This is a genomic window from Balneolaceae bacterium, assembly GCA_034521495.1.
In the GTDB taxonomy this organism is placed as follows: Bacteria; Bacteroidota; Rhodothermia; order Balneolales; family Balneolaceae; genus Rhodohalobacter.
Genome location: JAXHMK010000015.1, coordinates 1 through 21,059 on the forward strand (window position 1 = coordinate 1; position 21,059 = coordinate 21,059).

21 protein-coding genes are annotated in these 21,059 nt (G+C 44.6%); 1 reads left to right on the forward strand and 20 read right to left on the reverse strand.

The window, feature by feature from the left end; all coding sequences use genetic code 11:
- Positions 1-564: 564 nt before the first annotated feature.
- The 5 genes from U5K72_14630 to U5K72_14650 are packed head-to-tail and all read right to left on the reverse strand — an operon-like array spanning position 565 to position 4,087.
- On the reverse strand, positions 565-1,608 hold the full coding sequence (locus U5K72_14630) for a M20/M25/M40 family metallo-hydrolase (protein MDZ7720047.1): 1,044 nt from the start codon (positions 1,606-1,608) through the stop codon (positions 565-567).
- A complete protein-coding gene (locus U5K72_14635) occupies positions 1,580-1,717 on the reverse strand; it encodes a hypothetical protein (GenBank protein ID MDZ7720048.1) in 138 nt (45 codons plus the stop codon). The genes U5K72_14630 and U5K72_14635 overlap by 29 nt, the downstream gene beginning before the upstream one ends.
- A complete protein-coding gene (locus U5K72_14640) occupies positions 1,714-2,325 on the reverse strand; it encodes a flavin reductase (protein ID MDZ7720049.1) in 612 nt (203 codons plus the stop codon). Before U5K72_14640 ends, U5K72_14635 begins: the two co-directional genes overlap by 4 nt.
- Before the next feature lie 12 nt (positions 2,326-2,337).
- Complete coding sequence (locus U5K72_14645) at positions 2,338-2,628, reverse strand: hypothetical protein (GenBank protein ID MDZ7720050.1); 291 nt, start codon at positions 2,626-2,628, stop codon at positions 2,338-2,340.
- The gene (locus U5K72_14650) at positions 2,606-4,087 is read right to left on the reverse strand and encodes a GNAT family N-acetyltransferase (GenBank protein MDZ7720051.1); all 1,482 of its coding nucleotides are present in this window, start codon (positions 4,085-4,087) and stop codon (positions 2,606-2,608) included. The genes U5K72_14645 and U5K72_14650 overlap by 23 nt, the downstream gene beginning before the upstream one ends.
- 538 nt (positions 4,088-4,625) lie before the next feature.
- Between U5K72_14650 and U5K72_14655 the strand changes: the two genes are divergently transcribed.
- Positions 4,626-5,660, forward strand: a complete 1,035-nt coding sequence (locus tag U5K72_14655; protein ID MDZ7720052.1) for a transposase — start codon at positions 4,626-4,628, stop codon at positions 5,658-5,660.
- Positions 5,661-5,895: 235 nt separating this feature from the next.
- Here U5K72_14655 and U5K72_14660 read toward each other — a convergent pair whose 3' ends face one another.
- The 15 genes from U5K72_14660 to U5K72_14730 all read right to left on the reverse strand — a co-directional run bounded on the left by U5K72_14660 (position 5,896) and on the right by U5K72_14730 (position 20,721).
- The gene (locus tag U5K72_14660; GenBank protein ID MDZ7720053.1) at positions 5,896-6,822 is read right to left on the reverse strand and encodes an ATP-binding protein; all 927 of its coding nucleotides are present in this window, start codon (positions 6,820-6,822) and stop codon (positions 5,896-5,898) included.
- Positions 6,823-7,054: 232 nt separating this feature from the next.
- On the reverse strand, positions 7,055-8,191 hold the full coding sequence (locus U5K72_14665; GenBank protein ID MDZ7720054.1) for an ATP-binding protein: 1,137 nt from the start codon (positions 8,189-8,191) through the stop codon (positions 7,055-7,057).
- 376 nt (positions 8,192-8,567) lie between these two features.
- Positions 8,568-10,277 (reverse strand): copper-translocating P-type ATPase, encoded by a 1,710-nt coding sequence (locus U5K72_14670; GenBank protein MDZ7720055.1) that lies wholly within the window; start codon positions 10,275-10,277, stop codon positions 8,568-8,570.
- A 25-nt stretch (positions 10,278-10,302) separates the two neighbouring features.
- On the reverse strand, positions 10,303-10,569 hold the full coding sequence (locus U5K72_14675) for a hypothetical protein (protein ID MDZ7720056.1): 267 nt from the start codon (positions 10,567-10,569) through the stop codon (positions 10,303-10,305).
- Positions 10,570-10,688: 119 nt separating this feature from the next.
- Positions 10,689-11,120: a hypothetical protein gene (locus U5K72_14680; GenBank protein MDZ7720057.1), complete on the reverse strand. Its 432-nt coding sequence runs from the start codon at positions 11,118-11,120 to the stop codon at positions 10,689-10,691.
- Positions 11,121-11,194: 74 nt separating this feature from the next.
- Positions 11,195-11,536: a P-II family nitrogen regulator gene (locus U5K72_14685; GenBank protein ID MDZ7720058.1), complete on the reverse strand. Its 342-nt coding sequence runs from the start codon at positions 11,534-11,536 to the stop codon at positions 11,195-11,197.
- Between the two features lie 52 nt (positions 11,537-11,588).
- Positions 11,589-11,744, reverse strand: a complete 156-nt coding sequence (locus U5K72_14690; GenBank protein MDZ7720059.1) for a hypothetical protein — start codon at positions 11,742-11,744, stop codon at positions 11,589-11,591.
- A gap of 255 nt (positions 11,745-11,999) precedes the next feature.
- Positions 12,000-12,236, reverse strand: a complete 237-nt coding sequence (locus tag U5K72_14695) for a heavy-metal-associated domain-containing protein (GenBank protein ID MDZ7720060.1) — start codon at positions 12,234-12,236, stop codon at positions 12,000-12,002.
- Positions 12,237-12,268: 32 nt separating this feature from the next.
- Positions 12,269-12,778 carry a DUF3347 domain-containing protein gene (locus U5K72_14700; GenBank protein ID MDZ7720061.1) on the reverse strand — a complete coding sequence of 170 codons (510 nt, stop codon included), beginning with the start codon at positions 12,776-12,778 and terminating at the stop codon, positions 12,269-12,271.
- Between the two features lie 18 nt (positions 12,779-12,796).
- Positions 12,797-13,546, reverse strand: coding sequence for a DUF3347 domain-containing protein (locus U5K72_14705; GenBank protein ID MDZ7720062.1), 750 nt, complete (start codon positions 13,544-13,546; stop codon positions 12,797-12,799).
- Positions 13,524-14,597, reverse strand: coding sequence for an efflux RND transporter periplasmic adaptor subunit (locus tag U5K72_14710; GenBank protein MDZ7720063.1), 1,074 nt, complete (start codon positions 14,595-14,597; stop codon positions 13,524-13,526). The genes U5K72_14705 and U5K72_14710 overlap by 23 nt, the downstream gene beginning before the upstream one ends.
- A 172-nt stretch (positions 14,598-14,769) precedes the next feature.
- On the reverse strand, positions 14,770-16,005 hold the full coding sequence (locus tag U5K72_14715; protein ID MDZ7720064.1) for a TolC family protein: 1,236 nt from the start codon (positions 16,003-16,005) through the stop codon (positions 14,770-14,772).
- Between the two features lie 260 nt (positions 16,006-16,265).
- Positions 16,266-19,193 carry an efflux RND transporter permease subunit gene (locus U5K72_14720; GenBank protein ID MDZ7720065.1) on the reverse strand — a complete coding sequence of 976 codons (2,928 nt, stop codon included), beginning with the start codon at positions 19,191-19,193 and terminating at the stop codon, positions 16,266-16,268.
- Positions 19,141-20,025, reverse strand: coding sequence for an efflux RND transporter permease subunit (locus U5K72_14725; GenBank protein ID MDZ7720066.1), 885 nt, complete (start codon positions 20,023-20,025; stop codon positions 19,141-19,143). The genes U5K72_14720 and U5K72_14725 overlap by 53 nt, the downstream gene beginning before the upstream one ends.
- A 264-nt stretch (positions 20,026-20,289) precedes the next feature.
- The gene (locus tag U5K72_14730; protein ID MDZ7720067.1) at positions 20,290-20,721 is read right to left on the reverse strand and encodes a hypothetical protein; all 432 of its coding nucleotides are present in this window, start codon (positions 20,719-20,721) and stop codon (positions 20,290-20,292) included.
- Between the last annotated feature and the right edge of the window lie 338 nt (positions 20,722-21,059).

Here is a 21,059-nt window from a genome sequence, read left to right on the forward strand (position 1 = left end):
AAAAAGAAACCAATCCCCTAGTCGATACCAGCGAATTAGAAGCGGAAATAGACCGGCTGGTGTATGAGTTGTATGGACTGAGTGAGGAAGAGATTGGGGGTTGTGGAGAGAATTCTTCCAGACAAAGGACGTGATTGTCCTCGCCACGATGCTCCGCTCCGGGATGCCCAGTAGAGGCTCCGCTCTCAAACTGAATTTTTTGGACATAGCTTTAGTTCCAACTGAAAGTTCTTCTTGTCAGATATATTTAACGACATATCTGACAGAAAATTAAAATACAGTCCGCGATACAAACGAATAGAAATACAAATACGTAGGAATATTATCCTGAAATCCGGCATTGAAGGCTGATTTTATTGAATAACAAATTCCTGAAAAGCCCAATAGCAGGTTTCAAAAGTACAGGCGTCACTCGAGCTTGGAAAAGCGTATAAGAAAAAGCATAATCATCAACTTTTTTTAATCTGACACACAAGCATCGGGAATATTCACGAAGCCGGGCGGAGTGTTATGGTTTCGGTGCGGGTGAAAATTTGAGGGGATGGAAATTAACTCTCCTCTAATTCAGGAAGCATCAACAAGGTGAATTAACAGAGCCATACGTTCCAGCGTTTTGCCCAGAAAGATCTTTTCAGTAGGACTGTGTGCACCGTCTCCCACAGCTCCCAGGCCATCCAGGGTTGCGGTAAACAGGCTCGTAAAACTGCCGTCGGACCCACCGCCGGATATGCCTTCTGAAAGATTGAGATCCAGCCGCTTTCCAATCTCTTTCGCTTGCTCCCAAAGTTCCCGGTTTCTGCGGTTTCGCACCAGGGGCGGGCGCTTAAACCCTCCTGAAATATTGAGTTTCACCCCGGGTGTTGAAGGTTCAATTTCCATTATTTTTTGTTTGATCCGCTTCGCATCCTTTTTTGTTAAAACCCGAACATCAACGGCAGCACTGCTCTCACCTGCTACCACATTTGTATTTGTACCCCCGCCAATTTTACCCACATTAACTGAAATACCATTTTCAGGATCATTAAGATCATTCAGTTTTTGAATCAAATAGGATAGTTCTATAATGGCACTTCTGCCTTTTTCAGGTTCGATACCTGCGTGAGATGAAACACCTTTTAATTCAACATCAAAATGGCCCACCCCTTTTCTGCGCGTTTTAAGTTTCCCGTCGGGATCAAGTGAGGGTTCCAGTACAAACACCCTGTTCATTGCCCTTGCCAGGTTTCGTATTCTGTAAACGGATTCACGGCTGCCGGTTTCCTCATCCGAATTGATAAACAGAACAGGCTGTACTTTTGGTTTCAGATCCAGGTCTTTTATAATTTTCAGGGCAAGGATCATCATCACAATACCCGCCTTCATATCGTAAATACCGGGTCCCGTATAGGTATCTCCTTCATTGTTGAAAGGCATTCTTTCGAGTGTGCCTTCCGGCCATACCGTGTCAATATGGCCAAGGAGAAGCTGATATTTGCTCCCGTTGTCAGTTGCAGGGCGTGAAAGAATCTGCCCCCCGCTTTTTAAGCCCGGGTAGTGATTTGTTTGGTAATCCAGAGGCTGAAGTTCATCTTTTAGCCGGTTAAAAAGCTTTTGGTGGGAAGGCTGCATCAGCCGGTGGAGTTTCAATATTTACCAGCTCTTCGAGCAGCGAGAGGAACTCCTGTTCACGCGAGAGGCACTCATTCAATACGGTTTCGGTTTCTGCTTTCGAAATCATGGGTCATTTCTTAAAGTCTTTTGGAAACGGAAATGCCTGTGTCTCATCAATGACGGCATAACGGCCGGGGCGATATAGGCCAGTTGCGGATGATTGTAGATTGTTTCATTGTCAGAATGCGAGGGATTTTTAATCACATCACTCCAGGCCCTCGCTGCAACAATTTCGGCAAGAATCAGGCTGTTTTCTCCAAAGCCATCCACAAATTTCTTTAATTTACATTCAAGAAAAACATACCCGTCTTCAATAAAATGTCCGTCAATCTTTTCAGCCGGAAATGTTTTGATCGGTTTTAGATCGGGTTTGGTTCCGTCATCACACCGGGGGGATGCTGTTAAACTGGTGATGACAACCTGGTCAGGCTTTGGGTAGGTTACCGTAAAAACCCCGGTTTCTTTGATGTTTTGATAGGTTGTATGTTTGGGAGTGCATACAAACCCAAAATAGTTTTTCCAGCCCAGCGGAAATGCCATATGTTTGGGGGCAAAATTCGGGGATGTATCCGTGCCCATTGAACCGACAATGACCAATGGGTGAACCGTAAAAATCTGTTCCCAAACCGGGAAATCAAGGTTAAGTGAGGTTAATATCGATTTGTTTTCTTCCATAGAATGCGGGGATTAAGGTTCTACAATCTCATCGAGGTTCCATTTTTTGTGAAGCCCAAGTATCTGCAAAAGTTTAAAAAATATTTTAGGGGGATTTTTTAATCGAACCACAACCGGCGGGTTCCTGTGCATCAGTTTATTCAGAAAAATAATCGCTTTACTGTTTACAAAACGTGCATTTTTCAGGTCAATATCCAGTTCGCTCCTGTCATTCAACAGGTCAGAAATTTTTCTCACTGCTTTGAGGTTAAAATCACCGGTTAAGATAATTTCAAGCTTATTACTGGTTTTTTTGTAGTTCATCGTATTCATCTTGAATCACTTTTTTTAGCTTTCCGGCCATCTCTGAATAGGTCTGAATCTCATCAAAATCCACATTCATGTACAACCGCTGCATGCGAAGGTAATCCTCCTCCTGGTGGAAAAAGGGAACAAGGCCGGAGAGAATAAATTGCTGTTCTTTGAGCCAGTTTATGGCAGAATCGATGTAGGGATCATCCAAAGGGAGGTCGATATACAGGGAGGTCAGCGTTAATTCTTCTGTACTTTTCAGCATTCTCATACAGCTTCCCATAAAAGTGGAGCCATAAGTTTTAACGGTAATGAGTGCTGATTGACTTTCATAATTGATAGACAGGCTCATATCCGTTTGCTTCGACTTGCTGCGGGACGGGTTTTGTTTTTCAGGGCTTTCTTCCGGTTCTTCAAACTGATCATAAATTTCAGAGAACAACCCGGCATAATCTTTCGGTAAACAGGGCGGACGCTGCCACTGTTTTGTTAACGGCAAAAAGTCCAGGATCACACTTACCATATCCAGTTGACTCTTTTCCATCCCTTTTAAGGTTCTCTTGCCGGTTTTAGAAATGATCAGCGCTGTGCTCTTAAAGCCATACCGGCTGTTTACTTTTTGACTAAAGAGATGGTTGGTCATTGCCATACCAAAGAGTCCCGACAATCCCCGCGAATGACTCATCTCTATCAAATTCAGCATCATTTTTTTCATTAATCCGCGGTTACGGTGTCTTGGCGAAACCACCGCCTCGGTTACTTCGCCGATCATAGAGTCGGTACTCTTTACAACGGCAAAGTACCCGACCGGCCTGCCGGATTCAGTTCGGACTATGGTGCCATACTTATATTCATTGTGAATGGCTGTTTCAATCCGGCGTGGGAAATAGAGATCCTCTTTGGGATAGCTGTAGCGATATGACCGGTAGATCAGTTTTGCGATATCTTCAGCATCCTCGCTTGTAGCCGGGGTTACCAGGTAATTGGATTCGGATTTTGAATCATCAGCTTCATCGTCATCTTCAAAGTCATAATCGGAGGGGACGAGGTCAAGAATATGGGGAAAACTGTATTTTTGTACCAGCCTGTACTCTTTGCCATCTTTTCCCCGGTTCAGAAACAGAAAATGATCGGTCATTTTTTGGACCGTTTCATGAGATGCCCCTTTAAAATCATTCTCTGTGATCGCTTTTTCCTTATTATAGCTGTGTCTTTCAGGATCAAATGGCTCGCCCTTTTCCTGGATAATAATCTCTATTTCCGAGGGGGTGTATTGATACCAAATTTCCACATATCCTTTCTCATCTTTAAATGCATAGAGTACCACATCTGTAAGGATCTCATCCACTGAAAGAGCCATCTTTGCAGCACTGTACTCATCGAACCCCATGTTTACACACCATTTGTATGTAAAATCAGTTACCGAGCCGATCATCTCCAGTTTTGCTTCCAGCAGCAGGTGTGCTTCCATCTTTTGAATGCATTTATAGTCACTAAAAATGCAACCTATTCATTTTAGGGATAAAGAACCATAGGAAGGAACCTACATTCCCGGTGGTGGGAAATCCTATAAACAGAGGTGTCGAATCAGCGACTGAAGATCTGCTATTAATCCTAAGTGGTTTAATTCCCCGACCTCTGGGTCGGAAAAGATTAAAGTCCCCCTTTGAAGGGGGAAGCGAACGGAGTGAGCTGGGGGATGGCTTTCTAAGTTCTGAATTGACAAACTCTTGGTTCTGAGGCATTACACCCCTCCCGGCTAAAGCCGTACTCCCCTCTTTTAGACTTCCTGCGAAAAGTTTCGTTGGTTTAAACCAACGAAAAAAAGCTACCGAACCCCGACAGGCAACCTCTGTTCCCCTTTGGGAAAAACCCATCCCTTGAACCGAAAGCCTGTCGGTGGCAGGTAGTTATCTTAACCCAAATAGTATGGGAAGATCACCTTCATAAAAGAGGCGGGAAGATAACTACTCGGCAGCTTATTCATTCAAACTTAAAATAGGTGAATCATGATGAAAATTACAATTATATGGCGTTTTATTGTTGGCATCGATATCTCAAAAAAACAGTTGGACTGCTATTTGTTGGATCGAAAAACCGGCGGAGGCTATGAGTGTCAGGTTCCAAATACCTGCGAGGGATTTGAGCAACTGGCCAGCTGGTTGGCCGATCACGAGGCCGATCCGTCCCAGACAAAGCTCATCAGTGAGCATACCGGACGCTATGGGGAGCATCTGCTGCGGTGGACCACAACCAACCAGTGGGCGCATGCGGTCGTAAAAACCACGGCGCTGAACAAAGTCGGCAACGAGCACCATCGCAAGACCGATGCCGTTGACGCCGAAGACCTGGCAGACTACGGGGTTCGCTACAGCGACGAAATTTCGCTGACGAGGGCCCCAAAACCGGCCATAGGGCAGATAAAGCGCCTTCAGGCCGAACGACGTGCGATGGTGGATCGGCGGGCCGCTTTGAGGAGTAAACTCACCGAAGCCGACATCCACGACGCCGACATGGAGCGTCTTACGGGCATGTGGTCCCAGCAAATCGCCCTGCTCACCGAGCATATCACTGAGATCGAAGCCCGCATCAAAGAGCTGATCAATGAGGACACGGCTATAAAGAATCGGTATCAGATGATGCGCAGCGCACCCGGAATAGGAAAGGTACTGGGACCTTTATGGATAAGCCTGTTCGCTGGCCAGCAGACCCTGGATGCTCGCAAGATTTCTTCCCGCTTCGGGTTTGCTCCACACCCGTACCAATCCGGCAGCTCGGTGAAACGCACCGACTATAGTAGCGGATTTGGCAATTCTGAAGTCAGGCGGGTGATGCATCAAGTAGCCCTGAGCGTCAAAACCCATTACCCGCATTACCGGGAGTATTACGAGAAAAAACGGGCCGAAGGAAAAGAGCATCTGTTGGTGATCAATAATATTATAAATAAATTGATTCGGCTGTACTGCGCCATGTGGAATAACCGCGCAGAATACGATCCCGACTACATTCAAAAAAATAAACACAAATGGAAAAAATCCGCTTAAACCACTTGATTTAGTCATAGTATTCAAGGGGAGATTGATCATCCCCCATTGCCCCCTTCGAAGGGGGACACTTCACAATAAGGGCATAGATTGTTAAAAAATTTGGATTATAAGTTGATACCTCTTGGGCTCCGCACCGGAGTAGTTCATTGAAGGGAGTATAAGAACCTTAGAATGGATATATAATATTTGCAATCTTTCCTATATCGAAACAGATAATGTCAGGCTGATTGTTCTAATCGTATTTCTGATAGACCTGGTTGGGAATTGGGATTTCAATTGTGATTTTTGTCCCCTGGTTCAGTTCAGATTCAATCCACATTCTGCCATCCAGTTCTTTAACTACAAAATAGGCTTTTGTAAGTCCAAAGCCACCGCCCATGGTACGAACCTTATCTTTTACGTTACTTCCCCGAGTACCATATTCTACGACTTTTGTGATCTCATCTTCAGGAATACCCATTCCATTATCTTCAATAACGAATTTAAACAGATTATTTTTTTGAGAGATGCCGATATTGAGTTCTCCGCCGGGTGGTGTGTATTTCCTGGCATTTGCAATCAGGTCGCGAATCACATCCTTGAGCATCAGGGGAAGATAGATCCTGTTTTTATTCCCATCGCTGTTGATGGCAAAATGGACCAGGTAATCCTTCTCTTCCTGATCCGCGATATTGTAGATGATTTTATACCTGCCATTACTGTTTTTCTCCATCGCATAGAAAAATTTCTTGAAATCGCCGATGAAGCTGTTCACATTAAATGCTTCCCAGGCTCCCGGACTCTCCCACCTGTGCAGAATTTCCATCATTCTTACATCAAAGACATTAAAAATATTGACCAGGTTTTCCCGGTGTTCAGATACAGAGGAGCCGTCGTTGAGAACTGAGTTACGATTTTCCAATTCATCCAACGCCGAAAACACAGATTTTCTCAACTCCCTGATCGATTCGAGTGTTAAAACTTTTTTTTCTTTGGAAGAACATGCAGCAGCGAGCGTTTTACATTTTTCTACAGGAGGATTGAACAGGTCATCATGATCTGTTTCCATTTGAATGAGTTGCAGTTGTCCTGAAATAACGGACAGGATATTGATAACAGAGTGCATTTCGAGACTGGCAATTTGCTCTGCCGAAACTGATAGTTCGTTTGTAATTTCCAAAAGCCCAAAAGTAGTTTGAAAGTTTTTATAATTGAAATCTAAGATACACCCCGCCTAATTCCTAATTTTGAGTGATTTATGGAGATTTCAGTTGATCACATTTTGATGGCAAAATTATTGGAGGCTTTGAAATACCCATCTGTCGGTTGTTTTTACCGGCTGATGGGTGTCCCCAACCCGTCAGCCCGCACATACAGCGTGCAGACGGGCAGTAATGCAAATCCCTCTTATACTATTCAAGAACAAAATTTTGATAGTTTTTTTGAGAAATCACCTCAAATTCGGCATTGTTATAAGTCTCCAGCCATTCTTTTGGTGATTTGACTTTGTGGTTGGGATTCCATTTGAATTCAAATCCTTTTAGTTTACCACCGCTTTCCTCAATCAGATCGATCTCTTTCTGATCATACGTTCGCCAATAGTAATAATTGGTATGTTGACGTTCAAAAGCATTCCGTTTCATTCGTTCGATCAGCATAAAGTTTTCCCAAAGCTGCCCCACATCGTTTCTGAGATTTAAGGGATTGAAATTTGCAATCATCGCATTTCGAACGCCCAAATCCATGAAGTAGTACATCTTCATTTTTGAAACCTCCTTTCTGAGATTTCTGGAGAACCCCCCAAGGGAGATCAAGACAAATGATTTTTCCAATAAATCCAGATATCGTTGTACAGTTTTTTTATCGAGTCCAAGCTGTTTTCCAAGCTCTACCGTAGATACCTGATTGCCAACTTGAAAAGCGAGTAATTTTAAAAGATTAAGAATTACGTTCGGACGTTTCAACCGTTGAAATTCCAGTATATCTTTGATCAGATATGAATTCTTTATTTCTGTAATTCGGTCTTTTTTCGCCCCGTTATCATTTAATGTCACGACTTCCGGGTAGGAGCCGTAAATAAGATGTTTTTCAATCTGTTTATCCAATTCGTAGGGTGTGGTGGACTGACTGAGCTCTTTTAAACTTATTGGATATAATGTGATCACGTTTTTTCTGCCGGTCAGTGGTTCTTCCGTTGAATTGGCAAGATCGAACGATGAGGAACCGGTGACAATCACATATTTATCGGGAAAATGATCCACTACAAGTTTCAGAGCTGTTCCAACATTTTTAATTTTTTGCGCTTCATCAATAACTAAAAGATCAATTCCCGACACTAATTGTTCAATCAACTGCAGTTCGCACTTGGCAAAATCCGAAGAAAATGAAAGGTCATCCCCAGTATAGAACTGATACTTGAGATCAGACTTTTTCAGAAAAGACTTCACGAGGGTGGTTTTTCCTACCTGACGTGCGCCATATATGATCAACACTTTTCCTTTGTGAAGATGTTCTGTAATAGTGACTGTTCGTGGTATTTCGCGGTTCATGGACGCATTTTAATTGCTGAATAAATAGAAATACTATGGATTTCCCTCAATTTATACAAATTAGGGGAATTATACTCCCTCAATTTATACAAAATAGGGGATTACTATTCTCTTAATTTAAAAACAGGTACAGGCTTCAAAGTAAATAGTGTTTGTAAGAAAATTCATAGTGTCCTAAGAAAACGTCAAGATCAAGGCGCGCGAAGTCCCAAAAAGCGCAGTGTACTATGTGTACATGAGCAGTTTTGGGGCAAGCGCTCCTCTTTTATCCCGCGAAGCGAAACGCAGAGATTGGCGTTTTCTTAGAGACACTAAATAAAGTCCTCTACTCATGTTCAGATCTCCGGGCTTTTCGAAATCCCGGAGATCTTTTCGATCACTCAATCCTCAGATACCTTGCATTCACAGCCACAATTACTGTACTAAGCGACATCAAAATAGCGCCAACAGCGGGACTTAAAATGATGCCCCAGGCATACAATGCACCGGCGGCCAGCGGTATCGCCCCGATGTTGTACCCGGATGCCCACCAGAGATTTTGAACCATTTTCCGGTAGGTGGCCTTAGACAGTTTAATCAATGCGGTGACATCCTGGGGATTGCTTTTCACCAGCACAATATCCCCGGTTTCCACGGCTACATCCGATCCGGCGCCGATGGCAATCCCTACATCTGCCTGGGCCAGGGCAGGTGCGTCATTTACGCCGTCACCGGTCATGGCCACGAGCTTGCCTTGATCTTGAACCTCTTTCACTTTATCGGCTTTTTCATCGGGCAGTACTTCGGCAAATACCTGGTCGATGCCCAGCTCTTTGGCTACATAATCGGCCGTTTGCTGGTTGTCGCCGGTCAGCATAATGCACTCAATTCCCATATCGTGCAGAGCTTTGATAGCATTTTTGGATGATTCCCGGATTTCATCTCCCAACGCAATCGCACCAACCAATATGTCCTCAATAATTACAAAAACCACGGTTTTCCCTTGCGATGAAATTTCCTCAACATTCTCTTCCGGGTAATCCATTTCTTGTTCTTTCACATAGCCGGGACTCACCACTTTCACCGATTTTCCATTCACTTTACCCTGAATGCCTTTGCCGGTAATGGAATCGAATTCGTCAGGTTCCCAGATTTCGTCCGCTTTTTCGAGGATTCCTTTTGCAAGCGGATGTTCGGAATTGGATTCAAGTGATGCTGCGTATTTCAGTATTTCTTCGTCGGAAAATTCAGAATCAAAATTCAGGATATCTGTCACGCTAAACGTCCCTTCCGTCAGGGTTCCGGTTTTGTCGAAGATAACGGCATCGAGATTTCGGGCTTGTTCAAATGCGGCCCGCTCGCGGATCAGGAAACCGTTGGAAGCGGCAATACTGGTAGACATGGACACCACAAGAGGAATGGCAAGACCCAGCGCATGCGGACAGGTAATGACCATCACCGCAACCGTGCGATTCATTGCAAAATCGAAGGATTGCCCGGTGAAGAAGATCCATGCTCCAAAGGTGATGAGTCCGGCAGTGATGGCCACAAGGGTCAGCCAAAAAGCCGCGCGGTTTGCCAGGTCCTGCGTTCTCGACTTACTTTGCTGAGCCTCTTCCACCAGGTTCATTACCTGAGACAGAAATGAATCGTCGCCCGTCTTGGAAATTTCAATGGTCAGGGAGCCTTTTTCATTCACTGAACCGCCAATGACTTCATCATCTTTGGTTTTATTCACGGGTTTGGACTCCCCGGTCAGCATCGCTTCATTTACACTCGACTCTCCTTTAACGACATTTCCGTCCGCCGGTATTTTTTCTCCCGGTTTGATGAGGACCTTATCGCCCTTTTTGAGTTCATCAACAGGAACATCTTCGGTTGAACCATCCTCATTCACACGATGAGCTTCACCGGGCAGCAGTTCTGCAAGTTCTTCCAGGGCTGAAGAAGCACTCATCACCGAACGCATTTCGATCCAGTGCCCAAGCAGCATGATGCCTACCAGGGTTGAAAGCTCCCAGTAGAGCAGATCGCCCTCAAATCCAAAAACAACCGCTGTACTGTAGAGGTAAGCAATGGAAATAGCCAGCCCGATGAGTGTCATCATACCCGGTTGCTTTTTCTTGAGCTCATCATACAATCCTGTGAGAAATGGCCATCCGCCAAAGAAATAAACCACCGTAGACAGAGCGGCAAGAATCCACTGAGTCGCCCGTAAATCGCCAGTCAACACCCATAAAGGTTTGAATCATAGGCGAGAGCGCCATGATGGGAATGGTCAGTGCCAGTACCCACCAAAACCGGAACTTAAAATCCTCGACCATCTGCTTGTGATGCTCGCGGTGGTCATGATGTTCGTGGTCTTTGTGCTGACTGTGTTTATGATTTGAGTGGTCCATGATTGTGCTCTATGTGTTCGTTTTGATGTTCCATAAATCTCTTTGTGGAATAGATATTATTTTAAAAATAAAACCTTCTCAGCGAAGCAAGTAAATAGATCAGAAATTATTTGATTTTATTACTCTGGATTTTTCAACATCTGTAAGCAGTTCATATGCATACCCATCATGGGGGATTGATCCATTATTTCACGCATACGGTCTCGGTCAAATGTATCGCTCTCCAGCATTTGCATCATTCTCTGCATATGAGCTTTCATCTGTTCTCGCTGTTCCGGATTGTTCATCATCGTTTCCATACGGTCCAGCATCTGATCCTGATAATCACCACTCATCATGGTTGAGTGCATTTGGTTCATAAACTCATCACGCATTTCCGGGTTTTGCATCATTTGAGTCATCATCGCCTGACGTTGTTCACTATTTTGCATCATTTGGGACATCTGTCCCTCGTTCATCATATGCTGTCGTTCGCTATCCTGGGGTTGATTACACTGAACTAATAAAAAGGATGTAATCAAAAGGGTCGTAAAAGCTGTTAATTTTTTCATATTATTTTTCCTGTTTTAATTATTATTAATTTCGATTAAAAAATTTACACGCGTGTATTTTTAAAATGGGAGGTTCAGTTAATTACTTTCGCCCCACGTTCACCATCCCGAATTCTGACCATCTCTCCAATGGGCATCACAAAAATAATCCCGTCTCCCCGTGATCCCGTGGATGCAGTATCCTGAATGATGTTAATAATCGAAGGCACATCTTCATCTACTGTGGCAATTTCAATTTTAACTACCTTCGAATGCATAGCAGGAAAGTTCAGAGAGCCGTGAGCATGTTCAGGATCTGTATATTGCCCCGCTCCTTCTCCCCGGAACACTGTAATGCAACAATGTCCATTTGAACGCAATTCTTTATACACATCCTCCAGTAAAATGGGTCGGATATAAGCTTTAACCAATTTCATAACTCCTCCTGTTTTATTATTGCTAATTTTCTTCATCCACGGAACCGCATTTTCACATCATCTTGCCGTAATATGGATTTTCGATCTCTTCATTTTGAACGTAAAATCCTCTGTCATCTGCTTGTGATGATCTGAGAGCCGTCTGACCGCTCCAAGCGGGTACATGTTTAGCGACCTGGCAAACGAAAAAGCCAGTCTCTTCAGGCACAGACCGTTGTTTCGCCCTCACCCCTTCGCCCCTCTCCCGCGGGAGAGGGGTTGGGGGAGAGGGCGAAACAATGAATGGCCTGAATTAGTGAGTCTTTTAGTGCTAAACACATACCCAAGCGGTCTGACGGCTGACTATGTTGACTGTGATTCTAAGTCATGAGATTATCCTCATTACATTTTAGTTCTGTTACATTACTTATTCGATCACTTTGAATCCTCAGGATATTGGGATGATGACGAATGAAGCGTACACTTATTGGATACCTTTAAACTCATAACCGGCTTCTTCGATTACCCGCTTAAAATCATGAGTAGAAACAGAATTCGAATCATAGGATATCAAAGCCGTTTCATTTTCGAAATCAACGGTTGCTGATGTTATGCCTTCTTTGCTTTCAAGAGCTTCTTTTATGGTTTTGGCACAACCTGTACATCCCATTCCGCCAATAGTTACGGTTGTTTGTTTGGTTGATAGTTCTTGCGTGCTCATATTTATATGTTTAATAATTCGAATTATAGTTTTTACAGTGCTTTCATTGTTTCTCCGCAGCTGTGCATTTTGGCTCCGTAATATGGATTTTCGATCTTTTCATTTTTGCTAATCCATTTAGCGCCATTGCCATTATCAGCCATCGGACAATATTGTACATACAACTCTTCCTTATAACCCTGATTCTTCAAAGCTGTGGTTAAATGGTCCGATATGTCATCAAATGAGTTTCGCAGCTGACTGATATTTTCAGATTCTAATGCAGAATTGATTGCTGAAGTCATTTTATTATGGTGTGTTTTATGCATTTCGGAATGTTCCGGATGATGATTCATCTCCTTGCTGTTTATCACTTCATCCGCGAATGCTTGAAGTGCAGATTGGGCCTGCTCAAAATCGTCGTTTACAAGAGCGTTTTTTATTTCAAGATAGGATGAAACCATTGCATCAAGATGCTCTGTGTGTTGATGAGTCGAATCCTGTGCAAATGAGAATGTTGAGAGTACAAATAAGATGATAGCTGATAATGTTAGTGTCTTCATTTTTTGATGGATTTAAACTTAAAATTCAATTCGTTCAACGGTTTCTCCGCAGTTGTGCATTTGATCGCCGTAGTAGGGATTTTGAACCTGTTCGCTATCGCTGAGCCAGGTCGCGCCTTCTCCGTCATTGGCCATGGGACAGAACTGTTCAAATACCACTCCCGGCACCTGGAATGTCCTGACAGATTCTGTGAGAGACATTGAGAGCCCGATAAATGCAGATCGTTGCTGTTCAATTTCATCACTATTGGCAATGGCTTGATTATTGTTTCGAATGGTTTCAAGCATGTCCATCCATTGAATGTGCACCTCACCGGTAAGCAAACTCATTTCTACATTTTGTAGAGATGTATTCAGACTCTGTGCGGCTGTTGAGGCTGCATCGGGTTTGGATTCAAAAAGTGCATTTTTGATCTCCAGGTAGTCAGCCAAAACCTCTTTTAGTTGATTTTGAAATTCGGTTGGTATTACATCCATTTCCTGTTGAATTGTATTCATAGACTGCTCCTGTCCCGATGATTCCACCGGCATGGTGTGTCCTTCATGCCCGGTTTGGTTTGCACCGGTTCCCGGCTCGCGGTTCATCATGCTGAGTTTATCTGAGAGCTGAGCAGCACTGTCGATCTTGAATGTTCCGTGAGTTACGACCTGCTCGCCTTCAGAAAGACCGGATTCAACCACATATTGATTTCCGGCACGAGTTCCCAGAACGACTTCCCGCGCTTCAAAAGAGGGCCGGTCAGAATCAGATAACTTGTACGTACACAATAGATCGTTTTCCGGTCCACATAACGGCAGATCTTGGTACAAGCAGATGAGGTTCACTTGAAAGGCCAGATTGAACTTCTGCGGTTGCAAGCATACCGGGTTTTAACCGGTTATTGGGATTATCAACCCTCGCCCGAATGGTTGCCGTCCTGGAGTTATCATCTAAAAATGGATCTACATATATAACGGTCGATTCAAAGGACTCACCGGGCAAAGCCTCAACTGTAAAACGAACCTGATCTCCCTCTTCAATCGCAGAAATATTTGATTCAAATGCCTGGAAGTCCACCCAAACAGAGGATAGATCTACAATACGATACATCACATCTCCCTCCATAATGTGATCCTCCCGCGATACTTCAAGTTGTGTTACATATCCACTGACCGGCGAGTAGAAATCAAGTTCGTTCATAATTTCACCACTCTCTTCTATCTCATTGATTGTGCTTTCCGGGAATTCCCAGAGAATAAGTTTGCGCCGGGAAGCTTCGTAAAGTCTTGGATTCTGATTCTTGTATTTAACGGTTTCAAGAAGTTCCTGCTGCGCGGCAATCAGCTCCGGCGAATAGATAGAGGCCAGTCTCTCTCCTTTAGATACAAATGTGCCTTCATAATCCACATACAAATTGCGGATTCGACCCGGAAAATGTGCCGTAATATTGGAGACGTTATTTTGATTCTCCGTTACTTTTCCAGGCAGTGTGAACGTACTTACAGCCCGATCTCTGACTACAGGAGTCGTCTGAATCTCAGCCAGTTTCATAGATGCCTCCGTCATGGTTAGGGTATAAGGATTGTCCGCCGCTTGATCGGAGTCATCGCCGGCAGGAATCAGTTCCATTCCACAAATCGGGCAGTTACCCGGTTCATTCTGACGAACCTGCGGATGCATGCTGCATGTATATACAATATTTCCCTGTTCATCGGTATGAGCTTCCTCTATATGTTCATCTGTGGATTGATTTGAACGGGTACCTCCAAAGAAGAGATATCCAAGGAATAGGCCGAGAACCAGAAGACCGGCGTAGAGAAGTATGTTTTTTGTATTCATTGGTTTTTTTGATTTAGTAATGTGATGTACGCCGGACAGCTTGTCCGGCACTTATAAATTTGATAACGATATAAACCGAATTTTATATCTGGAGGTAACGGGCAGGCTCAACTTCGCATAAAGCTACGATGAGTAAACTGCCCGTTGTACAAATCTCAGTTCTCACATCTGTTTAAAGTTCGTTTGGGTTGATATTATTCTTTCCGGTTAAATATTCGATGTAGGCCGATGCTTTATGCATATCCGCAAGAGCCTGAATTCGGTTTAGTTGATAGTCCAATAATTTTCGTTGCATGCGTAAAATCTCTTCAAAATTGGAGCTGTCTGCTGAATAGGCCTGCATCATAATTGTCAGAGCTTGGTTGACTCGCTGGATCTGTGTTTGATCGTACAACTCAAACCGTCGCTCTGCATCGTAAAAGTCACGCAGGGAGGCATCCAGATCCGTTTGGAGTGAATTGGTTTTAGATGAAATCTCCATTTGTGCTGATTGAATATTTTGTTCTGCCTGCTGAACCTGCGCGTTGTACTTATTTCTGAACAGCGGAATCCTGAAACTTGCACGTGCAATTAAAGCGTCTTGGCCATTATTTGTTAGGGCAGTTACATCAGTACGTTCTCCTGTAAAGATGTAATCCATGCCAATTCCGAATGATGGTTTCCCATCTTTTGCTGCTAATTCCTTCATCTCTCTTGAAGATTTTTCCCGGTACTGCAAGCGAGACAATGTTGGGTTTTGTTGAATCAGCTGATTTTTCAGTGTTTGAGAATCATCAAGCATAATATCTGCATTCAACGTATCCGGAATCTGAATATCTTGCGGATCATTAAGCAATTCTCTGATTTTCTGCTCCATTACAGACCGGTTATCCCGAAGAAGTGCCAGTTGTGTTTTTAAATCCTCTTGCTCAATTTGGGCTCGAAGTACATCCACCTGGGTGGCCTGGTTTGTTTCATATCGGCGAAGGCTGATCTCTACCAGTGAGTTCAGAATCTCAAGATTTTCTTCTGTAATCGCGATGGTTCTGTTGATCTCATATAGCTCTAAAAATGCTTTTTCGGTTTGATAGAAAATTCGATTCCGTGTTTCCCGGAATGTCTCGAAATGAGCTTTTGACTGGACAGAGGCGATTTCCCTTTTATTTCCAAGTGTTCCAAACCACGGAAACATCTGTGTGAGAGAGATTCGCGCCTGCTGAGGTCCCAGCCGGGTCTCAATCGGGCTGATGAAATAGGCAAACGCCACTTCCGGATCAGGCAAAGCTCCCATTTGATCCGGTTCTTCTAAACTGGCAAGGTATTCATGAAAAGCTGAACGTACCTCCGGGTTATTTTCTGCCGCGATTTGCTGGTAATCTTCGATGGATTGGGCTTTAACAGAACTCCCGAGAAGAAAAATTAAGAGCAATGCAGATAAAATGATTGAAAAAGGAGTTCTTCGAGGCTGGACAAAAAGGATGTTGGACAAGCAACTATACTTAATCTTGTCATGCCGGGCCCCGACCCGGTATCTCCAAACTTGACAAAAAATCGGAGATTCTGAATCGAGTTCAGAATGACATCCTTTTTTTACAGCTCCTACTCCCTTCGAAGGGAGATTTTTACTCTCCCCTTGAGGGGAGCGCGGCGAAGCCGGAGGGGTGTTCAATTTTTGACTATTCATTCTTCTCATTTGAAACTCCGTTTGATTTGAAATTCTTTCCAGATGAAGTAGAGGACGGGAACCACGAACAGTGTGATGACCTGTAAAAGCATCCCACCCACACTTGGTATGGCCATGGGAACCATAATATCCGAGCCCCGGCCGGTGGATGTTAAGACGGGCAGCAGGGCGAGAATAGTTGTGGCGGTGGTCATCAATGTTGGCCGGATTCGGCGTGAACTCGCTTCAACAACTACTTCCCGAAGTTCTTTTATATCGGACGGCCGTTTTCGGTCATACAGTTGATCGAGATAAGTGGCCATCACCACACCACCATCAGCGGCAATTCCAAAGAGGGCGATAAACCCGACCCAGACCGCGACACTTAAATTGACGGTTCCCATCTGGAAGAGATCCCGCAGATTTTGCCCGAACAGTTCGAAGTTGAGAAACCATCCCTGTCCGTACAGCCAAATCAATACAAATCCTCCGGCCCAGGCCACAAAAATACTGGTGAAGATCATCCCGGTGGTGGCAACGGACCGGAACTGGAAATACATGATCAAAAAGATAATGATCAGCGCAATCGGCAAAATAATGCTGAGTCGTTTTTCAGCCCGAACCTGGTTTTCATAATTCCCGGCAAATTCAAAACTGATGCCGGCCGGTACCGATAAATCACCAGTGTCGATTCGATCCTGAATGACGGTTCTGGCGTTTTCAACCACTTCAACCTCGGCGTATGAGTCCTGCTTGTCAAAAATCACATATCCAACCAGGAATGTATCTTCACTTTTGATCGCCTGCGGACCCTGCCGGTATTCAATCTCAGCAAGCTGTCCCAGCGGAATTTGAGTACCGGTTTTTGTAGGAACCAGCAGTTCGGAGATCGATTCGGGATCACCCCGCAGTTCACGAGCAAAACGGACGCGGATGTCATAGCGCTCCCGTCCCTCAACAGATGTAGAGATCGGCATTCCCCCAATTCCGGCCGTTACAAAATGCTGAACGTCCTGCATGGAGAGGCCATAGCGGGCGAGAGACTCACGGTTCCAATTAATTTCGAGATAGGGTTTCCCGACAATACGTTCTGCAAAAACGGACGATGCATTCACTCCGGGAACTTCTCTCAAAATGTCCTCCAACTGAAGTCCAAAAGATTCAATGGTTTCGAGATTATCCCCTTTTACTTTCACACCCATCGGTGCCCTCATCCCGGATTGCAGCATTACGAGCCGGGTTTGAATGGGCTGAAGTTTGGGCGCTGATGTTGTTCCGGGTATGCGGGACGCTTCAACAATTTCATTCCAGATGTCGTCGGGAGATTGGATATGGTCCCGCCACTGCCGGTAATATTTTCCACCGGAATCGGGAATCAATTCGCCATTTTCGTCCCGTACAAATTGATCATTGTCATCAATCCGGTATCGGATACGTCGTCCGTTTTCATCAGTTTTATACTCAGATTTATAGAGGATTACGTTTTCAAACATGGAGATGGGAGCGGGATCAAGAGCAGAGTTGGTGCGTCCCATTTTCCCAACCACTGTTTCCACTTCCGGGATGGAAGCGACCGACATATCCAGCTTCTGCATCACATCCATCGCTTCTTCAACGCCGGCATGAGGCATGGTTGTGGGCATCAGCAGGAAGGCGCCTTCATCGAGTGCGGGCATAAACTCTTCGCCTAAACCCGGCAAGGCGTGTGTTGCTGAAGACCAGAATGTAGTGGTTCGAATATTTACGCCGACCGCATCAAAACCGGTAGCTATGAATCCGAATACCGATGAGAATCCCAGCCATACCATCAACCCGAAAACAACAAAACCGGAGGGGATGGCAAGGAACACTTTTTTATGATCCAGGCACCAGGAGATCAGTTTGTCGTAATAACGGATAATCAGCCAAAAACTTAACAGTATAGCGGCAATCAGAATCACTATAAAAACCAGGTTGCCTGCAAATGAAACAGACGGACCGAACGGCAGCCAATACTCAGTCAGAAGCCAGGTCACTACAACCACCGAAAGAATGTTATTCAACAATGGGACTCTCTGCCGATATTTCTCATCTAAAAAGAGTGAGGCTCCGTTAATCAGGCCAAAGCCTAAAATCAGGAATCCGGCCCAGCCTGAAATGGTGAGCAGTACAAAAAGTCCACCGGCAATAAGCAGGCCATTCCAGCCGATTCTAATTTTTCGGCTGTTGATTTTGAATCCAAAGAACCAATGGGCAAATGGCGGGATGAGTGTAATGGCAATGATGATGGATGCGATCAGCGCAAATGTTTTGGTGTATGCCAGTGGTTTGAAGAGTTTGCCTTCGGCGGCGATCATCGTAAAGACCGGCAGGAAACTGACGATGGTCGTGGTGACAGCTGTAATTACAGCGGATGCAACCTCAACAGTTGCCCGGTAAATCACTTCCAGGAGGGATTCATCGTCATCCATATCCTCCATATGGCGCAGCATATTTTCTGAGAGAATCACTCCCATATCGACAATGGTTCCGATGGCAATCGCAATTCCCGATAGAGCAACAATATTGGCATCCACTCCAAAATATTTCATCCCGATGAAGCACATCAGAACGGCGAGTGGAAGCATACTCGAAATCAGGATGGAGGTTCGAAGATTCAGAACCATAATGACGATCACAATAATCGTAATCAGGATTTCCAGAGAGAGTGCTTCTTCAAGAGTTCCGAGTGTTTCGCCGATCAGTTCTGAGCGGTCGTAAAACGGAACAATTGTTACTTTTGAAACCGAGCCATCAGAAAGAGTTTTTGATGGCAGGCCGGATGAAATCTCCGTGATTTTACCTTTCACATTATCAATCACCTGCTGTGGATTGGCACCCTGACGGGCCACCACGACCCCGCCTACTGCCTCAGCCCCTGCTTTATCCAGGGCACCCCGTCGCTGTGCAGGTCCCATCGTCACGAAATGCAACATCCTGGATTCGAATGGGAGTGTTATCCACCACTTTCACAACGGCCGATTCGAGATCTTCGATGTTTTCGATGTAACCCAGACCGCGAACCAGGTATTCGGCATTATTCAATTCGAGGGTACGTGCACCGGTTTCCACGTTACTCTGTCGAACAGCTTCAAAAACATCGGAAAGAGTAACATCATAAACCATCATTTTATTGGGATCTACATCTACCTGGTACTCGCGAACATATCCGCCAATAGATGAGACCTCAGCTACTCCCTGGGCACTTGAAAGTCCATAGCCCACATAAAAATCCTGGATCGATCGCAACTCCTGCGGATCCCATCCGCCGGTTGGATTCCCGTTTTCATCGCGGCCTTCCAGTGTGTACCAAAATACTTGCCCGAGAGCAGTGGCATCAGGACCCAGTGCAGGTTGAACGTTTCCGGGAAGTGTGCCGGCGGGAAGAGCGTTCAGTTTTTCGAGGATACGCGAGCGGCTCCAGTAGAACTCTATATCCTCTTCAAAAATCACATAAATGCTGGAGAGGCCGGTCATGGATGTACTGCGAACCGTCCGAACGCCGGGAACGGTCAATAGTTGGGTTGTAAGCGGATAGGTGATCTGATCTTCCACATCCTGCGGCGACTGCCCGGGCCATTCGGTATACACAATCTGTTGATTTTCACCCAGATCGGGAATAGCATCCACCGGTACGGGATCACGAGGAATAGAATCCAGATCCCAGTCAAACGGAGCCGTTGCAAGTCCCCAACCAGTCAAAACCAGTAGAAGCAGTACTGCTACCAGTTTATTTTCAAGAAAAAAGCGAATGATTTTGTTAGTCATGAGATATTAGTCATGAGTCGTGAGATACCGATATAGAATCGGTTTTTAAGTTTGTTAGAGAGAGTTGGGTAGGGAGGAAATTCCCCCTTTGAAGGGGGCAAAGTGCCTTTAGGCACTTGGGGGATGACTCGTATCAGCAGATGATAATCATAGGTTCAAATACTCAATTGCACAGCGAGGAACACACCCCTGATAACTCCGCTAAACGCTTCGTTATCTGTCCCCTCTCGAGAGGGGAGTTTATCCTTCCCTAAAAGAGAAATGCTATTTCAAAAAAGTATCGTATTGGAGATAGAGAGGCGGGAAATGTTCGAGGGCAACAGCAAAATAATCTTCATAGAGGAACTCATCCGGGGAGGTAACCATGTATTGAAATCCAATACGAGATAGTATCACAGCGGATGATTCGGCAGTTGGTACTCTGAACTGATTGTTGGTTACAGAAGTATCTACCGAACAGGCACATATTTGAACTCCTTCGCAGTCGTGATGATTTTTGTGAGTTGCTTCATGATCAGCCCGATCTGAAATGCAACAGTCGTGAGAATCACCCATCATTTCGTGATGATTCATCTCCATCATACAAAAATCCACAAGCTGTTTGGCTTGCAGTGCAGACGGTAATAATAATCCGATTACCAGCAGAAGAGCTGCTGATTTTGTAAGGATTTTATATGGATAAGATTTTCTTTTCACAACTTTCAAAATACAAAAAATTCAGAAAAAGTAATATCTATTTAAAATCGAGGACTTACCCCATTTTTTGATGTAAAAGTATTACAAGTTCTATGTTCTTTTGGCTTGACCCAAAAGGAACCAAAAGGTCAAGGCTGTGAATCCTTGGCGGCGGACACGAGTTCACCGTGGAATCCTTTCAATGGTCCACATCGCTTATAGCCCTTTAATTCCGTTTCTCGCCGGTATGAAAGGATTCTTCTCACGGTTCAATCGGTGTCCTTTTTTCCGCCAACGATTCAAGGCCAACTATTCTTCCAAAATCATTATTTCCACTTAAAGGATATTATAAAATACTG